General features: G+C 64.1%; 20 protein-coding genes. 13 read left to right on the top strand and 7 right to left on the bottom strand.

The genetic code is table 11. The features are described 5' to 3' along the window. Positions 1 to 136 precede the first annotated feature (136 nt). Positions 137 to 2,722, top strand: coding sequence for an ATP-binding protein (locus ASD99_RS12450; RefSeq protein WP_057143838.1), 2,586 nt, complete (start codon positions 137 to 139; stop codon positions 2,720 to 2,722). Between the two features lie 64 nt (positions 2,723 to 2,786). Here ASD99_RS12450 and secA read toward each other — a convergent pair whose 3' ends face one another. Then, positions 2,787 to 5,519 carry a preprotein translocase subunit SecA gene (gene secA / locus ASD99_RS12445; protein ID WP_056583490.1) on the bottom strand — a complete coding sequence of 911 codons (2,733 nt, stop codon included), beginning with the start codon at positions 5,517 to 5,519 and terminating at the stop codon, positions 2,787 to 2,789. Between the two features lie 248 nt (positions 5,520 to 5,767). Here secA and ASD99_RS12440 point away from each other — a divergent pair, with 248 nt between their 5' ends. Beyond that, positions 5,768 to 6,694, top strand: coding sequence for a peptidylprolyl isomerase (locus ASD99_RS12440; protein ID WP_057143837.1), 927 nt, complete (start codon positions 5,768 to 5,770; stop codon positions 6,692 to 6,694). Between the two features lie 79 nt (positions 6,695 to 6,773). Here ASD99_RS12440 and ASD99_RS12435 read toward each other — a convergent pair whose 3' ends face one another. Together ASD99_RS12435 and ASD99_RS12430 are read right to left on the bottom strand one after the other, a co-directional pair. Continuing rightward, positions 6,774 to 7,373, bottom strand: coding sequence for a TetR/AcrR family transcriptional regulator (locus tag ASD99_RS12435; protein WP_057143836.1), 600 nt, complete (start codon positions 7,371 to 7,373; stop codon positions 6,774 to 6,776). Positions 7,374 to 7,464: 91 nt separating this feature from the next. Beyond that, a complete protein-coding gene (locus ASD99_RS12430) occupies positions 7,465 to 8,694 on the bottom strand; it encodes a caspase family protein (protein ID WP_057143835.1) in 1,230 nt (409 codons plus the stop codon). A 169-nt stretch (positions 8,695 to 8,863) separates the two neighbouring features. Here ASD99_RS12430 and argJ point away from each other — a divergent pair, with 169 nt between their 5' ends. The 5 genes from argJ to ASD99_RS12405 all read left to right on the top strand — a co-directional run bounded on the left by argJ (position 8,864) and on the right by ASD99_RS12405 (position 12,071). Continuing rightward, on the top strand, positions 8,864 to 10,105 hold the full coding sequence (gene argJ / locus ASD99_RS12425; RefSeq protein WP_056583479.1) for a bifunctional glutamate N-acetyltransferase/amino-acid acetyltransferase ArgJ: 1,242 nt from the start codon (positions 8,864 to 8,866) through the stop codon (positions 10,103 to 10,105). Between the two features lie 29 nt (positions 10,106 to 10,134). Further along, entirely contained in the window at positions 10,135 to 10,887 is a 753-nt protein-coding gene (locus ASD99_RS12420; protein ID WP_056583884.1) for a GNAT family N-acetyltransferase, read from the top strand. Positions 10,888 to 10,913: 26 nt separating this feature from the next. Then, the gene (mutT, locus tag ASD99_RS12415; RefSeq protein WP_056583476.1) at positions 10,914 to 11,336 is read left to right on the top strand and encodes an 8-oxo-dGTP diphosphatase MutT; all 423 of its coding nucleotides are present in this window, start codon (positions 10,914 to 10,916) and stop codon (positions 11,334 to 11,336) included. A gap of 131 nt (positions 11,337 to 11,467) precedes the next feature. Further along, the gene (locus ASD99_RS12410) at positions 11,468 to 11,782 is read left to right on the top strand and encodes a hypothetical protein (protein ID WP_056583880.1); all 315 of its coding nucleotides are present in this window, start codon (positions 11,468 to 11,470) and stop codon (positions 11,780 to 11,782) included. A 109-nt stretch (positions 11,783 to 11,891) separates the two neighbouring features. Further along, positions 11,892 to 12,071, top strand: a complete 180-nt coding sequence (locus tag ASD99_RS12405) for a Flp family type IVb pilin (protein ID WP_056583474.1) — start codon at positions 11,892 to 11,894, stop codon at positions 12,069 to 12,071. 88 nt (positions 12,072 to 12,159) lie between these two features. On the opposite strand, the gene ASD99_RS12400 is transcribed toward ASD99_RS12405, so the two are convergent. Further along, positions 12,160 to 13,035, bottom strand: coding sequence for a methyltransferase domain-containing protein (locus ASD99_RS12400; protein WP_056583471.1), 876 nt, complete (start codon positions 13,033 to 13,035; stop codon positions 12,160 to 12,162). Positions 13,036 to 13,099: 64 nt separating this feature from the next. Here ASD99_RS12400 and ASD99_RS12395 point away from each other — a divergent pair, with 64 nt between their 5' ends. Genes ASD99_RS12395 through ASD99_RS12380 form a run of 4 tightly spaced genes read left to right on the top strand, consistent with a single transcriptional unit; the run spans position 13,100 to position 15,496 of the window. Then, positions 13,100 to 13,900 (top strand): ComF family protein, encoded by an 801-nt coding sequence (locus ASD99_RS12395; protein WP_057143895.1) that lies wholly within the window; start codon positions 13,100 to 13,102, stop codon positions 13,898 to 13,900. A gap of 27 nt (positions 13,901 to 13,927) precedes the next feature. After that, positions 13,928 to 14,197, top strand: coding sequence for a glutaredoxin 3 (gene grxC / locus ASD99_RS12390; protein WP_056583465.1), 270 nt, complete (start codon positions 13,928 to 13,930; stop codon positions 14,195 to 14,197). A gap of 10 nt (positions 14,198 to 14,207) precedes the next feature. After that, positions 14,208 to 15,074, top strand: a complete 867-nt coding sequence (locus ASD99_RS12385; protein WP_082525299.1) for a carbon-nitrogen hydrolase family protein — start codon at positions 14,208 to 14,210, stop codon at positions 15,072 to 15,074. Further along, entirely contained in the window at positions 15,071 to 15,496 is a 426-nt protein-coding gene (locus ASD99_RS12380; RefSeq protein WP_056583459.1) for a DUF1178 family protein, read from the top strand. Before ASD99_RS12385 ends, ASD99_RS12380 begins: the two co-directional genes overlap by 4 nt. A 4-nt stretch (positions 15,497 to 15,500) precedes the next feature. Here ASD99_RS12380 and ASD99_RS12375 read toward each other — a convergent pair whose 3' ends face one another. Beyond that, on the bottom strand, positions 15,501 to 15,986 hold the full coding sequence (locus ASD99_RS12375) for a MarR family winged helix-turn-helix transcriptional regulator (protein ID WP_056583877.1): 486 nt from the start codon (positions 15,984 to 15,986) through the stop codon (positions 15,501 to 15,503). A 97-nt stretch (positions 15,987 to 16,083) separates the two neighbouring features. Between ASD99_RS12375 and ASD99_RS12370 the strand changes: the two genes are divergently transcribed. Next, on the top strand, positions 16,084 to 16,998 hold the full coding sequence (locus tag ASD99_RS12370; RefSeq protein WP_057143894.1) for a DMT family transporter: 915 nt from the start codon (positions 16,084 to 16,086) through the stop codon (positions 16,996 to 16,998). A gap of 111 nt (positions 16,999 to 17,109) precedes the next feature. Here the strand turns inward: ASD99_RS12370 and ubiG are convergent, their stop codons facing one another. Further along, complete coding sequence (ubiG, locus tag ASD99_RS12365; protein ID WP_057143834.1) at positions 17,110 to 17,859, bottom strand: bifunctional 2-polyprenyl-6-hydroxyphenol methylase/3-demethylubiquinol 3-O-methyltransferase UbiG; 750 nt, start codon at positions 17,857 to 17,859, stop codon at positions 17,110 to 17,112. Positions 17,860 to 17,957: 98 nt separating this feature from the next. Here ubiG and ASD99_RS34655 point away from each other — a divergent pair, with 98 nt between their 5' ends. Further along, positions 17,958 to 18,308 (top strand): putative glycolipid-binding domain-containing protein, encoded by a 351-nt coding sequence (locus ASD99_RS34655; RefSeq protein WP_320410766.1) that lies wholly within the window; start codon positions 17,958 to 17,960, stop codon positions 18,306 to 18,308. Here ASD99_RS34655 and ASD99_RS34650 read toward each other — a convergent pair. Continuing rightward, positions 18,262 to 18,462, bottom strand: a complete 201-nt coding sequence (locus ASD99_RS34650) for a hypothetical protein (protein ID WP_244482776.1) — start codon at positions 18,460 to 18,462, stop codon at positions 18,262 to 18,264. The two genes, ASD99_RS34655 and ASD99_RS34650, sit on opposite strands and share 47 nt — an antisense overlap. Between the last annotated feature and the right edge of the window lie 146 nt (positions 18,463 to 18,608).

Raw genomic sequence — 18,608 nt, 5'->3', positions numbered from 1 at the left:
TTCCCTATGTTGGCGACGTTATTTGTGGAGAGAGTCACTCCAATGTGTGGAAAGTCACATTGCAACGCTCTCGCCCAAGGCTATCGTGGCGGCACCCACCATGGTGGCAATCCCCCAATCTTGCGAGAGAATGACAATGCTTCTGGAACGGCAGACACAGCTGGAGCTACTGGACGGCCTGTTAATGGAAGCAGCACGCGGCCGTGGCCGGGTGGCGGCGCTGGGGGGAGAAGCGGGCGCCGGCAAGACGTCGCTCGTCGAGGCCTTCATCGGCCGCGCGGCAGAAGGCACACGCATCTTGCGCAGCGCCTGCGAGGATCTGTCGATACCCGATCCGCTCGGGCCGCTCTATGATCTTGCCCGTGAGGCGCAATGGGCGCTCCCGCAAGCGATCGACCACCGGCAAGGACAAAGATTGCCGCTGTTTTCGGATGCGCTCGAGATATTCGAGACCAAGACGCAGCCAAGCCTGCTGGTGATCGAGGATCTGCACTGGGCCGACGACGCGACGCTGGATTTCGTTCGCTTTCTCGGCCGGCGCATCGTCAACACCCACATCTTGCTTCTGGTGACGGCGCGCAACGACCGCAGCGAAGCACAGATGCGCGTGCGCCGCGCGCTGGGTGAAATCCCTGCGGCCAATGTCGCGCGCATCGACGTGCCGCTGCTCAGCGAGGCGGCGGTGCTGTCGCTGGCCGATGCGGCGGGCCGCGATGGCGACGCCATTTATAGGGCGACGGCCGGCAACGCATTTTTCGTCACCGAATTGTTGTGCGCCGAAAGTGAAACGACACCGCCCGCCAGCGTGCGCGACGCCGTGCTGGCGCGGGCCGAGCGGCTGTCTGCCGGCGCCCGCTCGATGCTCGACGCGGTGTCGGTGTTTCCAAGGCGCGCCGATGCGTGGGCGTTGCAGGGCCTGTGCGGCGTCGCCAGCGCCGGGCAGCTGGCGGAATGCGTCTCCGCCGGCCTGCTGGATGATATGGGCGACGGCTATGCCTTCCGCCACGAGATCGCCCGCCGCGCGGTTGAAATGATGCTGACGACGAGCCGCAGGCGGCAATTCAACCAGCGCGCGTTGGCCGCGCTGCTCGAAAACAGCGATGTCTCCGCGGGTCGCCTGGTGCATCACGCGGTGGAGGCGCACAATTTGGAAGCCGTGCGCGAATTCGCGCCGCTTGCCGCGCGCGAAGCATCCCGCGTCGGCGCGCATCGTGACGCCGCCGGCTACTATGAGGTCGCCCTGCGGCATGCCAACAGCCTGCCAGCGGTGGACCGCGCCGTGCTCTACGAGAAATATGCCTTCGAATGCCATCTCATTGGCCAGATCGAAGAGGCCATCGAGGCACAGGGCCATGCGCGCCTCCTGCATCAGGCTCAAGGCAACAAGGCGAAGGAAGGCGACAGCCTCAGATGGTTGTCGCGCTTTGCCTATCTGATAGGTGACCGCAAGGCCGCCGACGTCTTCGGCGAGCAGGCGGTGGCACTGCTGGAAACCGTGCCGGCCGGCGCCGAACTCGCCATGGCCTACTCCAACCTCTCGCAACTGGCGATGCTGGCCGAGAGGCTGGACGAGGCCTTGCTGCTTGGCGAAAAGGCGGTCGACCTTGCCGAGCGCATGAACCGGCCCGACATCGTCTGCCACGCGCTTAACAATCTTGGCAGCTCCGAGCAGTGGCTGGATCCGGCGGCGGGGCGGCTGCACCTTGCCCGCAGCCTGGAGATCGCACTCGAGCAGAATTTTCAGGAACATGCGGCGCGCGCCTTCACCAACAGCGCCTGCAGCGAGATGAACCAGCTTGGCTTCGACGCGGCACAGTCCTTCCTGGATCGCGGCATCAACTATTGCGTTGAAAACGATCTCGTCACCTGGCGTGACTATATGCGCGGCGTGCTGGCGCAGTTGCAGCTGCGCCAGGGGCAATGGGAAGAGGCCGCTACCGAGGCGCTCGATGTGCTGTCCAACGACCATGCGACCATGCTGGTCCGCTATCCCGCGCTGATTGCACTGGCGAAACTCCGGATACGGCGTGGCGATCCTTCAGCAGAACCGCTTTTCCAGGAAATGAAACAGTTCCTGGAAAAGGGAATGGAGCTGCAGCGGCTGGCGCCCTATGCGGCCGTCATGGCCGAGCAGGCATGGCTAGGGCAAGGCGACGGGCAAGAGGCGCTGCGGCTGATCGATCTTGCCGAGGGCCTGTCGCCGACACGCGCGGTATTCAGCGAGCTGGCGACATGGCGGCAGAAGCTGGCTCCGGATGCCGACCCCGGCGATACATCAGGCATGGCCGCGCCCTACCGACTGCTTCTCGCCGGAGACTGGCGGGCGGCCGCGTCACTTTGGGCGGACCTCAACGCACCCTATGAACGCGGGCTTGCGCTCACCCAGGGTGACGAGGAAGCACAGCGTTTGGCGCTGGAGATTTTCGAAAACCTTGGTGCCAGACCGGTGGCCCAGCATGTGCGCGAAACGATGCGGCGCAACGGCGTCTATATCGCCCGGGGGCCGCGCCGCACGACGCGCGAAAATCAGGCCGGCCTGACCCAGCGGCAGATGGAAGTGCTGCAGCTGATCGAACGTGGCTTTTCCAACAAGCGGATCGCCGAGCAGCTAACCATTTCTCCGAAAACAGTCGATCACCATGTCTCGGCGGTGCTGGGCAAGCTGGAGGCCGTTTCGCGCGGTGAAGCCACTGCGGCGGCACGCGAATCAGGGTTGCTATAGGAAGTGTGTTCGGGAGGACGGGATCGAAGGTCGGCGATCCTTCGCGCGCCGACCTATCAAATGATCAGGCGAATGCCCCGTGGCAGTGCTTGTACTTCTTGCCGGAGCCGCAGGGGCAGGCTTCATTGCGGCCGACCTTGCCCCAGGTAGCCTGGTTGTTGGGGTCGCGATCCTCGGGAGCGACGATCGTAGCGACCTCCGGGCGGACCAGAAGGGCGGTCTCGCCGCCTTCGAAGTCGTTCTCGCCGGTGGTGCCGTCGATATGGGTGCCGAACATGTCAGGCGCCTCGGGCGGCGGCGCTTCGGCGGCCTGGCGGACCAGTTCGACGCGCATCAGCTGCGCGGTGACGGCCTGGCGCAGATTGCCCAGCATCGCCTGGAACAGCTCGAACGCCTCGCTCTTGTACTCCTGCAGCGGATCGCGCTGGGCGTAGCCGCGGAAGCCGACGACCGAACGCAGATGGTCGAGATTGACGATGTGCTCGCGCCACAGATGGTCGAGCGTCTGCAGCACCACCGAACGTTCGACATAGCCCATCACCTCGGGGCCGAAGCGCTCGGCGCGCTCCTTGGCGGCGGCGTCGGCGGCCTGGGTGATGCGCTCGCGGATGTCGTCCTCGGCGATACCCTCTTCCTTGGCCCAGTCTTCGATCGGCAGGTCGAGATTGAGGAATTCGGCGACTTCGGCCTTCAGGCCGGCCACATCCCACTGCTCGGCATAGGCGTTTTCGGGAATGGCCTTGGCGACGATCTCGTCGATGACGCCTTCGCGCATCTCGCCAATGGTCTCAGAAAGGCCCTCGCCATCCATCAGCTCGATGCGCTGCTCGAACACCACCTTGCGCTGGTCGTTGGAGACGTCGTCATATTTCAAAAGGTTCTTGCGGATGTCGAAGTTGCGCGCCTCGACCTTCTTCTGCGCCTTTTCCAGCGCCTTGTTGATCCAGGGATGGATGATCGCCTCGTCTTCCTTGAGGCCGAGCTTCTGCAGCATGCCGTCCATGCGCTCGGAGCCGAAGATGCGCATTAGGTCATCCTGCAGCGACAGGAAGAACTTCGAACGGCCGGGATCGCCCTGACGACCGGAGCGGCCTCTGAGCTGGTTGTCGATGCGGCGCGATTCGTGGCGTTCAGTGGCGAGCACATAGAGCCCGCCGGCGGCCAGCGCCTTGTCCTTCAGCCGCTCGACGTCGGCGTGGATTTCCTTCTCCCGGGCCTCGCGCTCGGGTCCGGCCGGCATGTCCCCGAGTTCGTCTTCAATACGCATCTCGGCATTGCCGCCGAGCTTGATGTCGGTGCCGCGGCCGGCCATGTTGGTGGCGATGGTGATGGCGCCGGGCTTGCCAGCCTGGGCGACGATCGCCGCCTCGCGCTCGTGGTGGCGGGCGTTCAGCACTTCGAAATCCGTGAAGCCTTCCTTGCGCAGGCGCTCGGCCAGCTGCTCGGACTTTTCAATGGAGGTGGTGCCGACCAGCGTCGGCTGGCCCTTGGCGCTGGCTTCGCGGATCTCCCTGACGATCGCCTTGTATTTCTCCTCGACCGTCCGGTAGACCTCGTCGTCCTCGTCGATGCGGATGACCGGCAAATTGGTCGGGATCTCGGTGACTTCGAGGCCGTAGATGTTGCCGAATTCCTCTGCCTCGGTCAGCGCTGTGCCGGTCATGCCGGAAAGCTTCTTGTAGAGGCGGAAGTAGTTCTGGAAGGTGACGGAGGCGAGCGTCTGGTTCTCCGGCTGGATCGCCACATGCTCCTTGGCTTCGAGCGCCTGGTGCAGGCCTTCCGAATAGCGGCGGCCCGGCATCATGCGACCGGTGAACTCGTCGATGATGACGATCTCGCCGTTACGCACGATGTAGTCCTTGTCCTTCTGGAACAGCCGGTGCGCCTTCAGCGCATTGTTGACATGGTGGACGATGGCGACGTTCTCGACGTCGTAGAGCGACTCGCCCTTGAGCAGGTCGGCGTCGCGCAGCAGGTTCTCGAGCTTCTCGGTGCCTTCCTCGGTGAAGATCGAGGTCTTCTGCTTCTCGTCGATCTCATAATCCTGCGGCTGCAGCTGGATGATGAAGGTGTCGATGGTGTTGTACATTTCCGAACGGTCCTCGAGCGGACCGGAAATGATCAGCGGCGTGCGCGCCTCGTCGACCAGGATGGAATCGACTTCGTCGACGATCGCGTAATTGTGACCGCGCTGCACCATCTGGGCGCGCTCGTATTTCATGTTGTCGCGCAGATAGTCGAAGCCGAGCTCATTGTTGGTGGCGTAGGTGACATCGGCGGCGTAGGCGGCGCTGCGCTCCTCGTCGGACAGGCCGTGGACGATAACGCCGACCGAGAGGCCGAGGAACTTGTAGACGCGGCCCATCCATTCGGAGTCGCGGGTGGCGAGATAGTCGTTGACGGTGACGACGTGGACGCCCTTGCCGGCAAGCGCGTTGAGGTAGACCGGCAGCGTCGCGACCAGGGTCTTGCCCTCGCCGGTGCGCATCTCGGCAATGCCGCCATTGTGCAGCACCATGCCGCCGATCAGCTGGACATCGAAGGGGCGCATGCCGAGCACGCGGCGCGCTGCCTCGCGGGCGGTGGCAAACGCTGGCACCAAAAGGTCATCAAGCGTGGCGCCGTTGGCGATGTCCTGACGGAATTTCGCGGTGCGGCCGACCAACTCCTCGTCGGAGAGCGCCCGCATCTCGTTTTCCATGGCATTGATCGCCTCGACACGAGGCCGGGTCGATTTGACCCGACGGTCGTTGGAGGAACCGAAAACCTTACGCGCGAGACCGCCGAGACTGACCATCCAATGGTCCTTTCGATAGAATTCTCAATCTTGAGATGAGCGCCGGCCGGCCCCATCAATTCCACGTGAACGTGGACAAACACAAAAAGCGCCCGGAAAACGGTTCTGGACGCAAAGTCGTTGGACAGATAAGAGGGGGCTCAACTGATGTCAACGCCGCGCTGGCCCTGCCGGGCGCGCCAAATTCCGCCACAATCTGGCTGATCTGGAAGCCACCCCCTCCTTACAATCCCCACCGGAGTCATCTTATGTCCTTGTTGTTCCGCCGCGCGTCGCTCGCCAGCCTTGGTCTGGCCTTCGGCCTGTCGGCCCTTTCGCTGTCGCCGCTGATGGCGCAACAAACCGCTCCCGCTTCAGCGGATGCAGCAGCACCAGCCGCGGCGCCCGCGGCACCTGTCGATCCGAATACCGTGATCGCCACGGTCAACGGCCAGCCCTTGACCGAGGCCGACCTCGTGCTTGCCGAAGGCGAGCTGTCGCAGCAGTTCTCGCAACTGCCGCCCGAGCAGCGCCGTGCAGCGGCGCTTTCGGCTGCCATCGAAATCCGCGTCATGGCCGCCCAGGCCGTCACCACCGGGCTCGACAAGGACCCTGACTTCCAGCGCCGCATGGCCTTCCTGCAGCAGCGTGCGCTGCATGGCGAGATGGTCGAGAAGGGCGTCGTCGACAAGGTCACCGACGCCGAGGTTCGCGCTCGCTACGACCAGGAAATCGCCAACACGCCGCCCACCAACGAGGTGCATGCCCGTCACATCCTCGTGAAGACGAAGGAAGAGGCCGAGGCCATCATCAAGCAGCTCGACGGCGGCGCCGACTTCCAGAAGCTCGCCAACGAGCACACCAGCGATCCCTCAGGCAAGACCAGCGGCGGCGACCTCGGCTGGTTCGGACCTGGCCAGATGGTGCCGGAGTTCGACAAGGCGGCCTTCGCGCTCGAGGTCGGCAAATACACCGAGCAGCCGGTGCAGTCGCAGTTCGGCTGGCATGTCATCAAGCTCGAGGACAAGCGCACCAAGCAGCCGCCGGCCTTCAACGACGTCAAGGACCAGGCCAAGCAGGCGGTGATCCGCGACAAGTATTTCGCGCTGGTCAAGTCGCTGCGCGCCGGCGCCAAGGTCGAGATCCCCGACGCGAACCTGAAAAAGGCGGTCGATACGCTGGAAAGCGCCAAGTAGGCCTGAAAGAACTTTTTTGAAGAGGGCGCGGCAGCCAGGGTTGCCGTGCCTCTTTTTTATCTGCCGGTGCCGACCGGCTTTACCCAGCCGGCGCCGCTATGCCGCGCATCACGTAGTTGACGGCCTTGCGTATGGTCGCTTCGTCCTCGTCGAGCCGGTTGGTCAACAGATGCTTCCAGGCGAAGGAGGCGATCAGGTCGGCGACAACAGCCGAATCGATGTCGGCGGCGATTTCGCCCCTTGCCCTGGCACGTTCGACCATCTGGCCGGTATGGGAGCGTCGGCCCAGCGCATAGTCGGCAAGGGCCGCGGCCGCCGTATCATCCGACTGCGCCTCGGCGATCAGCGACCTGAACACGCTGCCCGACGATGTCTCTCGCCAGTGGGCGAACAGGTTTTTCAGGAAGCCGACGAGATCCTCTTCCAGTCGCCCGGTATCGGGAACATCGACGCGTTTCTGGCGCTGGTAGACTTCGAGCAGCAATGCGGCCTTGCTCGGCCACCAGCGATAGATGGTGGGTTTGCCGGCGCGGGCCCGCCGCGCCACCGCCTCGATCGAGAAACCGGCATAACCGGCCTCGACCAGCACAGCCTCGGCTGCTTCGAGAATGGCATCGGCGCTGGCGGGGTTGCGCCGCGCACCGATCGATTTGCGCGCCGGGTCGGCGTCCTCGGCCATTTCTGTCGTCCTCGCCAACAATTTCGCCGGCAATATAGGCGAGGTCGCGGTGAAACGAAACGGACCGTTTTTGACGGATCAAAGATGATGCTTACTGCATCGCTTGCGATGTCTCGGATTCGATGCGCCAGCCGCCCTCTGCCTTGACCAGTCCAAGCGTGACGCGCGCCTTGCCGATCAGGCGTGCCGCCGACTTGTCCTTTGGAAGATAGTCGTAGCGCATCGCAAAGACAGCCTCGGCGCCATCCTCGCCATGTGGAGTGACCTCCAGGCTGCCGGGCTCCAGGCCAAGCGACCAGGAGGCCCATTGCGCGAACCAGTCGGCCTTGACCTTGGCGATGGCCTCGGCGTCGTAGCTTGTGCCGAAAATGGTGGCCGACGGGCCGTAGAGCCGCTTGACGGTCTCGCTCATCGCCTTGGTGTCCGGCGTCAGATAATCCTGGCGCAGGAACTTTTCGATCGATCCCTTGTCGTCGCCCACCGAGCGCTCGAGCACGGCAACTTCGGTCGCGGGAATCGGAGCGGCGGCCGGCCTTTGCGGCTCTGCAGGTTGTCCGTCGGAGACGAATTCGAAGCGTTCGAGCAGCGAGCCCTGCTCCCAGGGGCGTTGGGCCTCGCGGGTTTGCGAAACCACGTCGCGGCGTACCGCGATCATCATGTCGTTGATGCTCTGGCCAGGTTCGGCGATGTGGCGCAGCAGGGCGGCGGCAAAAGGCGAGTTGCGCCCGCTTCCGTCCATGGCAACGGCGCCAGGTGCCGTCGAGAAGGCAATGAACGAGCCGCGCGTCGAATCGAACTGCGCCAGCCCGGCCAGCGCCGTCGCCGAGCGTGTGGTTGCGGTGCGGCTCAAGCTGCGGGCAAACGGATTGTTGCGGCAGGCATCGAGAAACACCAGGCTGACCTTGGTTTGCTGTTCCATGATGTCGAGGATTTCGTCGATCGGAACGGCCTCGAGCTGGAGCTTGACCGGCACGTCCAACCTGGCGTCGACCGGCACGATGTAGTTGCGCCCGTCGACCTGCAAGCCGTGGCCGGCATAATAGAAAAGCCCGACGCCGGCGCCTTCGAGCGCGTCGGAGAACTCGCCGATGCTGCGTTCGAGCTCACGCTTGCCGAGATCATTGCCTTCGATGACCTCGAAGCCGATGGAACGCAGCTTGTCGGCGATGTCGAGCGCGTCGTTGACCGGATTGGCCAGCGTGCCGGCTTCGGCGTAAGTGCCGTTGCCGATGACAAGCGCCACGCGCCGCTGCGGCTGTGCATTCGCGCTCAGCAGCAAAAGTCCCAGAAATGCCCATGCGAGGATCGCAAGCCTGCCCATGGGGCAGGATCATAACGCCATCGGCCCCGGCGGCGCCAACAGATTTGAAATGCAAGCTTAATCCCGAGTGGGCTCCCGCCTCCGGCAAGAGCGACGAAAACGCCCTTGCGCCGGCGCGGCGTATCGGGCAAACCGGCCTTCCCTTGCGATTTTCCCGCCCGAGGCCCCTATGTCCACGACGATTTCGCCGCTTGCGCCGAAGAAATACCCCAAGATGCCAGAAATCGAGGGGGTGCGCATCGCCACCGCCGAGGCGGGGATAAAGTATAAGAACCGCACCGATCTGCTGACCATGGTTTTCGATGAAGGCACTACGGTCGCCGGCGTGTTCACGAAATCGAAATGTCCCTCGGCGCCGGTCGATTTCTGCCGGCAGAATCTCGGTGCCGGCAAGGCGCGGGTGCTGGTCGTCAATTCCGGCAACGCCAACGCCTTCACCGGCAAGAAGGGCCGCGAGTCGACCGCCCTGACCGGCGAGGCGGCGGCGAAGGCGGCCGGCTGCAAGGCAGGCGAGGTTTTCCTGGCCTCGACCGGTGTCATCGGCGAGCCGCTCGACACCAGCAAATTCAGCCATCTGCTCGCGGGGCTGGTCAGCAATGGCAAGCCTGAGCTGTGGACCGAAGCGGCAAAGGCGATCATGACCACGGATACCTATCCGAAAGTGGCGACAGCGACCGTCAAGCTCGGCGATACCGATGTCACCATCAACGGCATTTCCAAGGGCGCCGGCATGATCGCGCCCGACATGGCAACGATGCTTTCCTTCATTGCCACCGACGCGCCGATCGCCGCACCCGTCCTGCAGGACCTGTTGTCGCGCGGCACGGCCAAGACCTTCAACGCGGTCACCGTCGACAGCGACACCTCGACCAGCGACACGCTGCTGATCTTCGCCACCGGCAAGGCCGCCAAGCGCGGCGCGCCCGAGATAACCGACCCCAAGGATGCCCGTCTCGGCGCGTTCCGCCGGGCGCTCGGCAAGGTGCTGAAATCGCTGGCGCTGCAAGTGGTGCGCGACGGCGAGGGCGCCCGCAAGCAGGTCGAAGTCACCGTCACCGGCGCCAAATCGGCGCGTTCGGCCAAGCGCATCGCGCTGTCGATCGCCAATTCGCCGCTGGTCAAGACTGCGGTCGCCGGCGAGGATGCCAATTGGGGCCGCGTCGTCATGGCCGTCGGCAAGGCCGGCGAACCCGCCGATCGCGACCGGCTGTCGATCTGGTTCGGCGACAACCGGCTCGCGCATGAAGGCGAGCGCGACCCCGGCTACTCCGAGCAGGCGACGTCGGCCTACATGAAGCGCGACGACATCCGTATCCGAGCCGATATCGGCATCGGCCGCGGCAAGGCGACGGTGTGGACCTGCGATCTCACCAAGGAATATGTCGCCATCAATGGCGATTATCGGAGCTGATGGTTTTGGGCTCCAGGCATCCGGCAAGCATGCTGGCGATCGTGCGCCGCTACGAGGCGGCCGGCTTTCGTGCCTGGCCGGCAGCCGCCGTCCACTATGACGGCACCTGGGTGGTGCGGCTGACCGCCGGCCATCCGGCCAAGCGTCTGAACTCGGTCAACCCGCTCGATCCCGGCGACACCCAGCACATGGCCGACCGTATCGGCCGGGCCAGCCGCCGTTTCGATGCCTATGGCAGGCCGCTGACGTTCCGCATGTCGCCACTGTCGGGTCCGGACCTCGCCAGCCATCTCGACCGCGAGGGCTGGAGCCGGTTCGACGAGTCGCTGGTCATGCGGCTGCCGCTGGCCGACGCACAACTCGATGCCGCCATGGACCAGATTCCGCTGAAGGACATCAGCCGCTTCATCGGCGCGTCGCTCAAGGTCAGCGGTTCGGATGTTTCGCTGCGGCCCGGCCTGTCCGAGATCATCGGTGCCATCCAGCCGGAGGCCGGACTGTTCGCGCTCGAGGATGGCGCCGAAGCGCTGGCGACGCTGATCTGCGTGCACGACGGCGATCTTGCCGGCCTGTTCGAGGTCGCCACCGACAAGTCGGCGCGCAACAAGGGCCACGGCCGCAACCTGATCCTGTCGGCGCTGAAATGGGCGCGGCTGCGTGGCGCGCGGGAAGCCTGGCTGCAGGTTGAGGCCGGCAATGTGGCGGCGTTGGCGCTCTACCATTCGCTCGGCTTCGAGGAAGTCTATCGCTACCACTACCGCCGGCCGCCGGGTCAAGAATGAAGTGATGGCATGAATGATGTGATGGCATGAGTGGCGGGACGACCGCCGGCAAGCGCCTGCTCCTGGTCGCCGCCTGCGCGCTGGTCGATGCCGACGGCCGCGTGCTGCTGGCGCAGCGGCCCGAGGGCAAGCAGCTTGCCGGGCTGTGGGAGTTTCCCGGTGGCAAGGTCGAGCCCGGGGAAACGCCCGAACAATGCATTATTCGCGAGCTGCACGAGGAGATCGGCATCGAAACCGACATTCCGTGCCTGGCGCCGCTTACCTTTGCCAGTCATTCCTATGACGATTTCCACCTGCTGATGCCGCTGTTCATCTGCCGCCGCTTTCGCGGCATCGCACAGCCCAGGGAAGGGCAGGCGTTGAAATGGGTGCGGCCAAAGCAGATGCGCGACTACCAAATGCCGCCGGCCGATGCGCCGCTGATCCCCTTCCTCATCGATCTTCTTTGAGGGGCTACCGTCCGGCCGCTTCCTGGCCGTGGCGACGTATCAGCCAGCGTTAATGGAAGATTTATCTCATCATGAAAAGTTGAAGCATGGCCGTTCGCGGCCGCGCCGCCGATTCGCTGGGGAGCGATAGCATGAGCCTAGACAGGGATTGGGACTCGATCCGGCCCGAGCGCAGCTTTCGCGCCGCCGACGCGGGCATGGGCATATTGCGCATCACGCTGCTGTTCGGTTCGGCCGCGGTGGCGCTGGCGCTGATCGCAACCCCGTTCCTCGACAGCCAGACACGCTCGCTGTCGTCCCGCGATGATTTTGCTGGCGGGCTGGACATGACGGCCACCGGCTCGGTCCATCGCGAAACCTATACGCTGCGCCGTAGCGTGCTGCAGCCGCAACCCAGTTCTGTCTGCATCATCAGGTCCAATGGCAGAAGCAGCGGCGACTGCTGACATGGTTAAGAGATTTCGGCAAGGCGGCGGCTTCACCGCCTGTTAAGCCTTTGCCGTTAACCTTTCTTAACAGATCGGCGGTAAGGTCCTGGTCAGAGGGGTTGAGGTCATGAAAGCAGTGCTGCGGCGTTTTCTGAAGGACGAGAAGGGTGCGACGGCCGTCGAATATGGCCTGATCGTCGCCGTGCTGTCGCTGGCCATCGTCGGCGGTATCGGCCAGGTCTCCAACTCGATCATCTGGCTGTTCAGCGACAACAACAGCAGGCTTGCGAACGCCTTCACACCCTGAGATGTAGGTTTTTTCATGCATGTCGTTCTCCCAAAACCGGGGCCACTTCTGGGCGGTATGCATTAGCTTTCCGCGCCTGCGGACAGGATCATTGCCCGCCGGGAGCCTCCAGGATTGCCTTCAACGAGACCTTGGCTGAACCCGGCTTAAGCGGTTTTTGCTGCGATGCGTCGGGCGCCCAGCCTGACATCCAGACGATCGAGAAACTTGCCCTCATGCGGCCGTCGGGGTCGGAAAATCGCTCGGCGTAGATTTCCGCCGCGCGCGCAAACAGCTTGCGTGAGCCCGGCCGCCGGCTACGATCGGTGAGCGCATTGGTCTCGCCCATGGCTCGCAGATCCGCCATCAGGTTAAACAGGCTGGCGTAGCGCACCGTCACCGTCTCGACGTCGGCGACCGGCAGAGCGAGACCGGCGCGCTGCAGAAGCGTACCGGCATCGCGCACGTCGGTGAACGGGATGACGCGCGGGCTGGCGCCGCCGTAAAGCTCGGTCTCGGCCGCAAGCAGGCTTTCGCGTAGCTCGAAAAGCGTGCCAGCGCCGGCAAAGGCGCCGAGGAAAAGCCCGTCCGGCCGCAACGCGCGGCGGATTTGGATCAGCATGCCGGGAATGTCGTTCATCGCCTGCAACGACAGAAGCGAAACCGCCAGATCGAGGCTCTCCGGCTCGAACGGCACGGTTTCGAGCGGTGCGATCAAGCCGGCGCCGCCACCACTCAGGAAAGCCGTATCGGTCTCGACGCGGACAATGTCGGCGACCTTGCCGCTTTCGGCGAGCGTTTCGGCTGCCGCCGGCGTCTGGCAAAACAGCACAGCCGCCTTGCCGAACCGGCGCTCGACGGCACCCAGCCGGTCGGCAAGATCCTCGGCGGTGCGACGCATGAGGAAGTCCGCGCCGTCAACCGGATGGGTGAGCGCGCGCCGCTTGTGCGCCAGCCACAGGGAGGTATCCATTATCGGCTGCAACGGGCAGATCCTTGTTTGTCCACGCCCTGATATAGTTGGTATGATGGCGCGGAGAACCAACCACGTGGCCGATCCGATGTCCAAGATCAAGCCCATCGAGATCAAGCGTTTCGCCCGATCGGCCCTCGGCTGGCCGGCGCGCATCCTGTTTCCGCCGGTCTGCGCCGGTTGCCGCCGGCATGTCTCGCAGCCCGGCGTGCTGTGCGGCGCCTGCTGGCCGAAGCTCAGACTGCTGGAACGGCCATGGTGCCCGGTGATGGGCACGCCGTTCACCCACCATATGGGCGAAGGCTTTCTGTCGGCCGAAACAATTGCCGATCCGCCGCCCTTCGAGCGCGCGCGGGCGGCGGTGGCCTATTCCGGCGTCGCCCGCCAGATGGTGCAAGGGCTGAAATACCAGGACCGCACTGATCTCGCGCCATGGATGGCGCGCTGGATGGTGCGCGCGGGTGCTGATCTCATCGCCGAGGCGGATGTGGTGGTGCCGGTGCCGCTGCACTGGCGGCGCTTTTTCAGGCGGCGGTTCAACCAATCGGCGGAACTGGCGAGGGCGGTCTCGGCGCTCAGTGAATTGCCCTTCGCTCCCTCGGCGGTGCGGCGCGTAAAACTCACCCGCCAGCAGGTTGGGCTGGAGCGGCAGGAACGCGAGGAGAATGTGCGGGCGGCCTTCCGGGTGCCCGCCGAGGCGGAAATCGAGATTGCCGGCCGCAGGGTGCTCTTGATCGACGACGTCTACACCACCGGCGCCACCGTGCGTTCCGCCACGAAGGCATTGAAAAGGGGAGGTGCGGCCGCCGTCGACGTGCTGACCTTTGCCCGTGTGTTGCCGGGGGACTTTCGGGCGGACGAGTCCGCGACTATATAAGTCGGTAACGAACAGCGGAAATTCGTCATGGCCGATGTCACCATCTACACCCGCATGATGTGCGGCTATTGCACGGCAGCCAAGCGGCTGCTCGAGCGCAAGGGCGTCGCCTTTACCGAGCACGATGCCTCCTTCTCGCCGGAACTGCGCCAGGAGATGATCTCCCGCGCCCACGGCCGCTCGACCTTTCCGCAGATTTTCATCGGCGATACGCATGTCGGCGGCTGCGACGACCTCCACGAGCTGGAGGCCGAAGGCCGGCTGGACAAACTGCTCGCCAACGGCGCGACTATTTGAGGATATGACGATGGGTGTTTTCAAGGCGGCTGCGATCCAGATGCGTTCAGGCGAGAGCCCCGAGCGCAACGCGGTCGATCTCGAACGGCTGGTGCGTGAAGCCGCAAGCCTGGGCGCGATCTATATACAGACGCCGGAAATGACCGGCGCGCTGATCCGCGACAAGCAAGCGCGCGCCGCCTCCTTCACCTCGGAGGACAAGGACATCGTCGTTTCGACCGCGCGCAAGCTGGCCAAGGAGCTCGGCGTCTTCCTGCATATAGGCTCGACCGCCATCCTGCGTGCGGATGGCAAGCTCGCCAACCGAGCACTGCTGTTCGGCCCGGACGGCGCCACGCTCGCCACCTACGACAAGATCCACATGTTCGACGTCGATCTCGACAATGGCGAGTCGTGGCGTGAATCCGCCGCCTATGAACCGGGCACCGAGGCCGTCGTTACCGACCTCGACGGCGCGAAACTGGGTTTCGCGGTCTGCTACGATTTGCGGTTCCCGCAATTGTTCCGCGCCGAGGCACTGGCCGGCGCAGATCTGCTTTCGGTACCGGCTGCCTTCACCCGCCAGACGGGCGAGGCGCACTGGCACGTGCTGCTCAGGGCCCGCGCCATCGAGAACGGCGCCTATGTCGTCGCTGCCGCGCAAGGTGGCCTGCATGAAGATGGCCGCGAGACCTACGGTCATTCGCTGATCGTCGATCCGTGGGGCCGTATCATCGCCGAAGCCGCGCATGACGAGCCGGCGGTGATCGTCGCCGAGATCGACCCGACGCAGTCGCTTGCCGCGCGCAAGAAGATTCCCAACCTCAAAAATGCGCGGGATTTCGCCGTCAATGCCGGCTTGGGCGAGGCGCCGCGGCTCAGGGGTGCAGCCTCTTGATCCGTTTTGCCCTCATCTGCGAGCACGAGCACGAATTCGAAGGCTGGTTTCGTAGCAATGACGATTTCGACACCCAGAAGAAGCGCGGCTTTGTCGACTGCCCGACCTGTGGCTCGCACAAGGTGCAGAAAGCGCTGATGGCGCCGGCGGTTTCCACGGCGCGCAAGCAGGAAACGATAGCGCTCGCCATGGGCGAGGCGCAGAAGCAGGCTTTGGCGCAGCTGAAGGCGATGGCCGAGAAGGTGCGCGAGAATGCCGACTATGTCGGCGACAAGTTCGCCGAGGAAGCGCGAAAAATCCATTTCGGTGAAAGCGACGCGCGCGGCATCTATGGTGAAGCGACGCTGGACGAGGCCAAGAGCCTGGCCGAGGACGGCGTCGAGTTCATGCCGATTCCGGTGTTTCCGGACGACCGCAACTGAGAAGTCAACTCACGCTGCCGATCAATTTCTCAAGCAGACGGGACAGCGTTTCCCGTTCCGCCTGTGTAAGGCCCGCGAGAACCTCGTGCTCATTGGCAACGTGGGCAGTGATCGCCTCGTCGATCAAAGCGAGACCCTTTTCAGTCAACCGCACGACAATGCCGCGCCGATCGTTGGGGTGCGGCCCGCGCAGGATCAATCCGGACGTTTCGAGCCGGTCGAGCCTGTTGGTCATCGCACCCGATGTGACCATTGTCGCTTCATAGAGAGCGGTCGGCGTCAGCGCGTAAGGTGATCCCGAGCGCCGCAGTGTCGCCAGCACATCGAACTCTCCCGACTGCAATCCATAACGGGCAAACAACGGCGCCAGGCGCTCGCGGGCGATCAGCGAGGAGGCCTCGTTCAGCCGCCCGAGCACGGCCATCGGCGAGACATCCAGATCGGGCCGCTCCCGCTTCCATTGCTCAATCGCTCTTGCTGCCCTGTCCAATTGTCTCACCATCATATATCTTGACGTTAAGAATCTTTTCGTTATCTTATCGCAAGATGCAATGCTGGCCAAGGGCCGCGCGCGACAGGGTTCGATGATGAAACTTCTCTGGGATTCGGCGCTCGGCCTGCTGGTCGTCACCGGCGGCCTGCTCGGCCTGACACTGCCGTTCGGTAAGGTCGCCACGGCTGCCGGCGTTCCGGCCATGGTCTGGGCCTTGGTCATTTCGCTCGGCGCCGGCGGCGTCTTGCTGTGCGTGCTCTTGGCTCGCGGTCAGCGCGTCCGGCTCACCGCGCACAAATTGCGCTATTTCTTCGTCACCGCGGCGGTGTCCTATGCCGTCCCCAATCTGCTGATGTTCTCGGCCATCCCGCATCTGGGCGCCGGCTACACCGGCATCATGTTCACACTGTCGCCTGTCATCACACTGGTGTTCTCGATCCTGTTGCGTGTCCGGCGCCCCAACATTCTGGGGATTGTCGGCATCGCCGTCGGCTTTGTCGGCGCCGTCATGGTGGCGGTCACTCGCGGCGAGGCCGGCCAACCGGCCGATTTGTTCTGGGTGGTGATGGGGCTGCTCATTCCGGTCAGCCTGGCCGCCGGCAACATCTACCGCACGGTCGCCTGGCCGGAAGGCACCGGCCCGATCGAGCTTGCCGTAGGCAGCCATTTGGCGTCGGCGGCGATGCTGTTTGTCGGCATTCTCGCCCTGTTCGGCGTCAAGGCCTTCGCTCCCCTCGGTGGCGTGCCGCTGGTCGTCGTCGCGCAGGCTGCGTCGGCATCGGCGATGTTCGCCTTTTTCTTTAGGCTGCAGGCGGTTGGCGGTCCGGTCTATCTCAGCCAGATCGGCTATGTGGCGGCGGCCGTCGGCCTGTTTGCCGGCACCATCTTCCTTGGCGAGCACTATCAGCTGCTGACCTGGGCGGGCGCACTCATCATCATCGCCGGTGTGTTCATCACCACCATGGCGCAAAGTCAGCCCAGCAGGAAGGCACAAAGCCAGGCAGCGTGAGCGCGCTTGCGCCTCAGCCGGCGCCGGCTCTCTTCGCCACCGGGTGTCGGCCGAGCCGCCCAAGGTGATCTACTGGCGCGGCGGCTATCAGCCGCTCGATTCTGAACAGGATCAGACCGAGCCTTTTTCCGCCAGGACCATGTAGTTGACGTCCATGTCCTTCGACCGCGCCCAGCGGTCGGCAAGCGGATTGTAGGTGACTCCGGTGCGGTCGATGATGGTCAGGCCGGCGCCGCCAAGCGCCTTTTCGAGCTCTTCCGGGCGCACCAGTCTGCCGAACTGGTGGGTGCCCCGCGGCAGCCAGCGCAGCACATATTCGGCGCCGATGATGGCCAGCCCGAGCGCCTTCAGCGTGCGGTTGATCGTGGCCACGAACATGATGCCGCCGGGCCCGACCATGGCGCCGCATTTGGCGACGAACAGGTCGATGTCTGCGACATGCTCGACCACTTCCATGTTGAGGATGACGTCGAATTTTTCGCCAGCGTCGGCAAGGTCTTCGGCTGTCGTGGCGCGATAGTCGACGCTGACATTGCCCTCGGCAGCGTGGAGCTTGGCCACTTCGATGTTTGTTTCGGAGGCATCCGCTCCCACAACGTCGGCGCCAAGCCGCGCCATCGGCTCGCACAAAAGGCCGCCACCGCAGCCGATGTCGAGGATGCGCAGGCCCTCGAAAGGCCTTGCAGCGCGCGGATCGCGGCCGAAGCGCGTCGCTATCTGGTCGCGGATATAGGACAGCCGGACCGGATTGAATTTGTGCAGGGGGCGGAACTTGCCGTTCGGGTTCCACCATTCGGCGGCAAGGGCGGAAAAGCGTTCCACTTCTCCGGCATCGATCGTCGATCGTCGGGGCTCTGGCATCGGTTGGTCTCCTCGAGCGCTAGGAAGTCGGGCGTGGAGCCGCGAATGTCAAGGCAACAATTTTCCTCGGCCGGAGGGGAGCCGGATTCTGTCAGGGCATGTCAGCTGACAACGCCGCGGTGAAACACAATTGGCCCGGCCGGCGAAAGAGAGAGCATCGTTTTGAATTCGAGGAGGTGACGATGACAGCTATGGTGGCTTCGATCCTTTGGCGTCGGCTGGACGTGGAGGGTCACGATGCCTGCGTGCTTTGGCAGACCGATGGCGGGCATAGGCTCAAGGGGCAAGCCATCGTTATCCAGGACGGCAAGCCGTGCTGCCTTGCCTACGAGGTGGATTGCGATGCCGGCTGGCACACGCGAGCGGAGCGGATCGACGGCTTTCTCGGCAGCGCTAGTTGCGCTATGCGATCGAAGGAGTACCGACGGCCTGTAGATGCTGAATGGTGAACCACAGCAGGACGTCGCCGGCCTTGTCGACGTCAATCTTGGTTTCACGCCGGCCGGAAAGCAATTCCTGATATTCGATTGCCTCGCGCGCGGCGGCGCGGTTGGCTCGCTGGCCTTCGACCAGCACGGCACGGCTGCCGACGATCAGCGCCAACACCACGAAGCCAATGACAAGCGGGAGCGATTGCCATCGCATGGCGCGTCGAAGACCAGCAATCATCTGTAATACCGGACCAAAAGGAATTCCTCACGGGCAGCATTTCGTAGGCGACGGCAGGGTGGTACGCGATATGCCGCCTT

Source organism: Mesorhizobium sp. Root695 (assembly GCF_001428185.1).
Lineage (GTDB): Bacteria > Pseudomonadota > Alphaproteobacteria > Rhizobiales > Rhizobiaceae > Mesorhizobium.
This window is presented reverse-complemented; position numbering and strand designations above follow the sequence as displayed.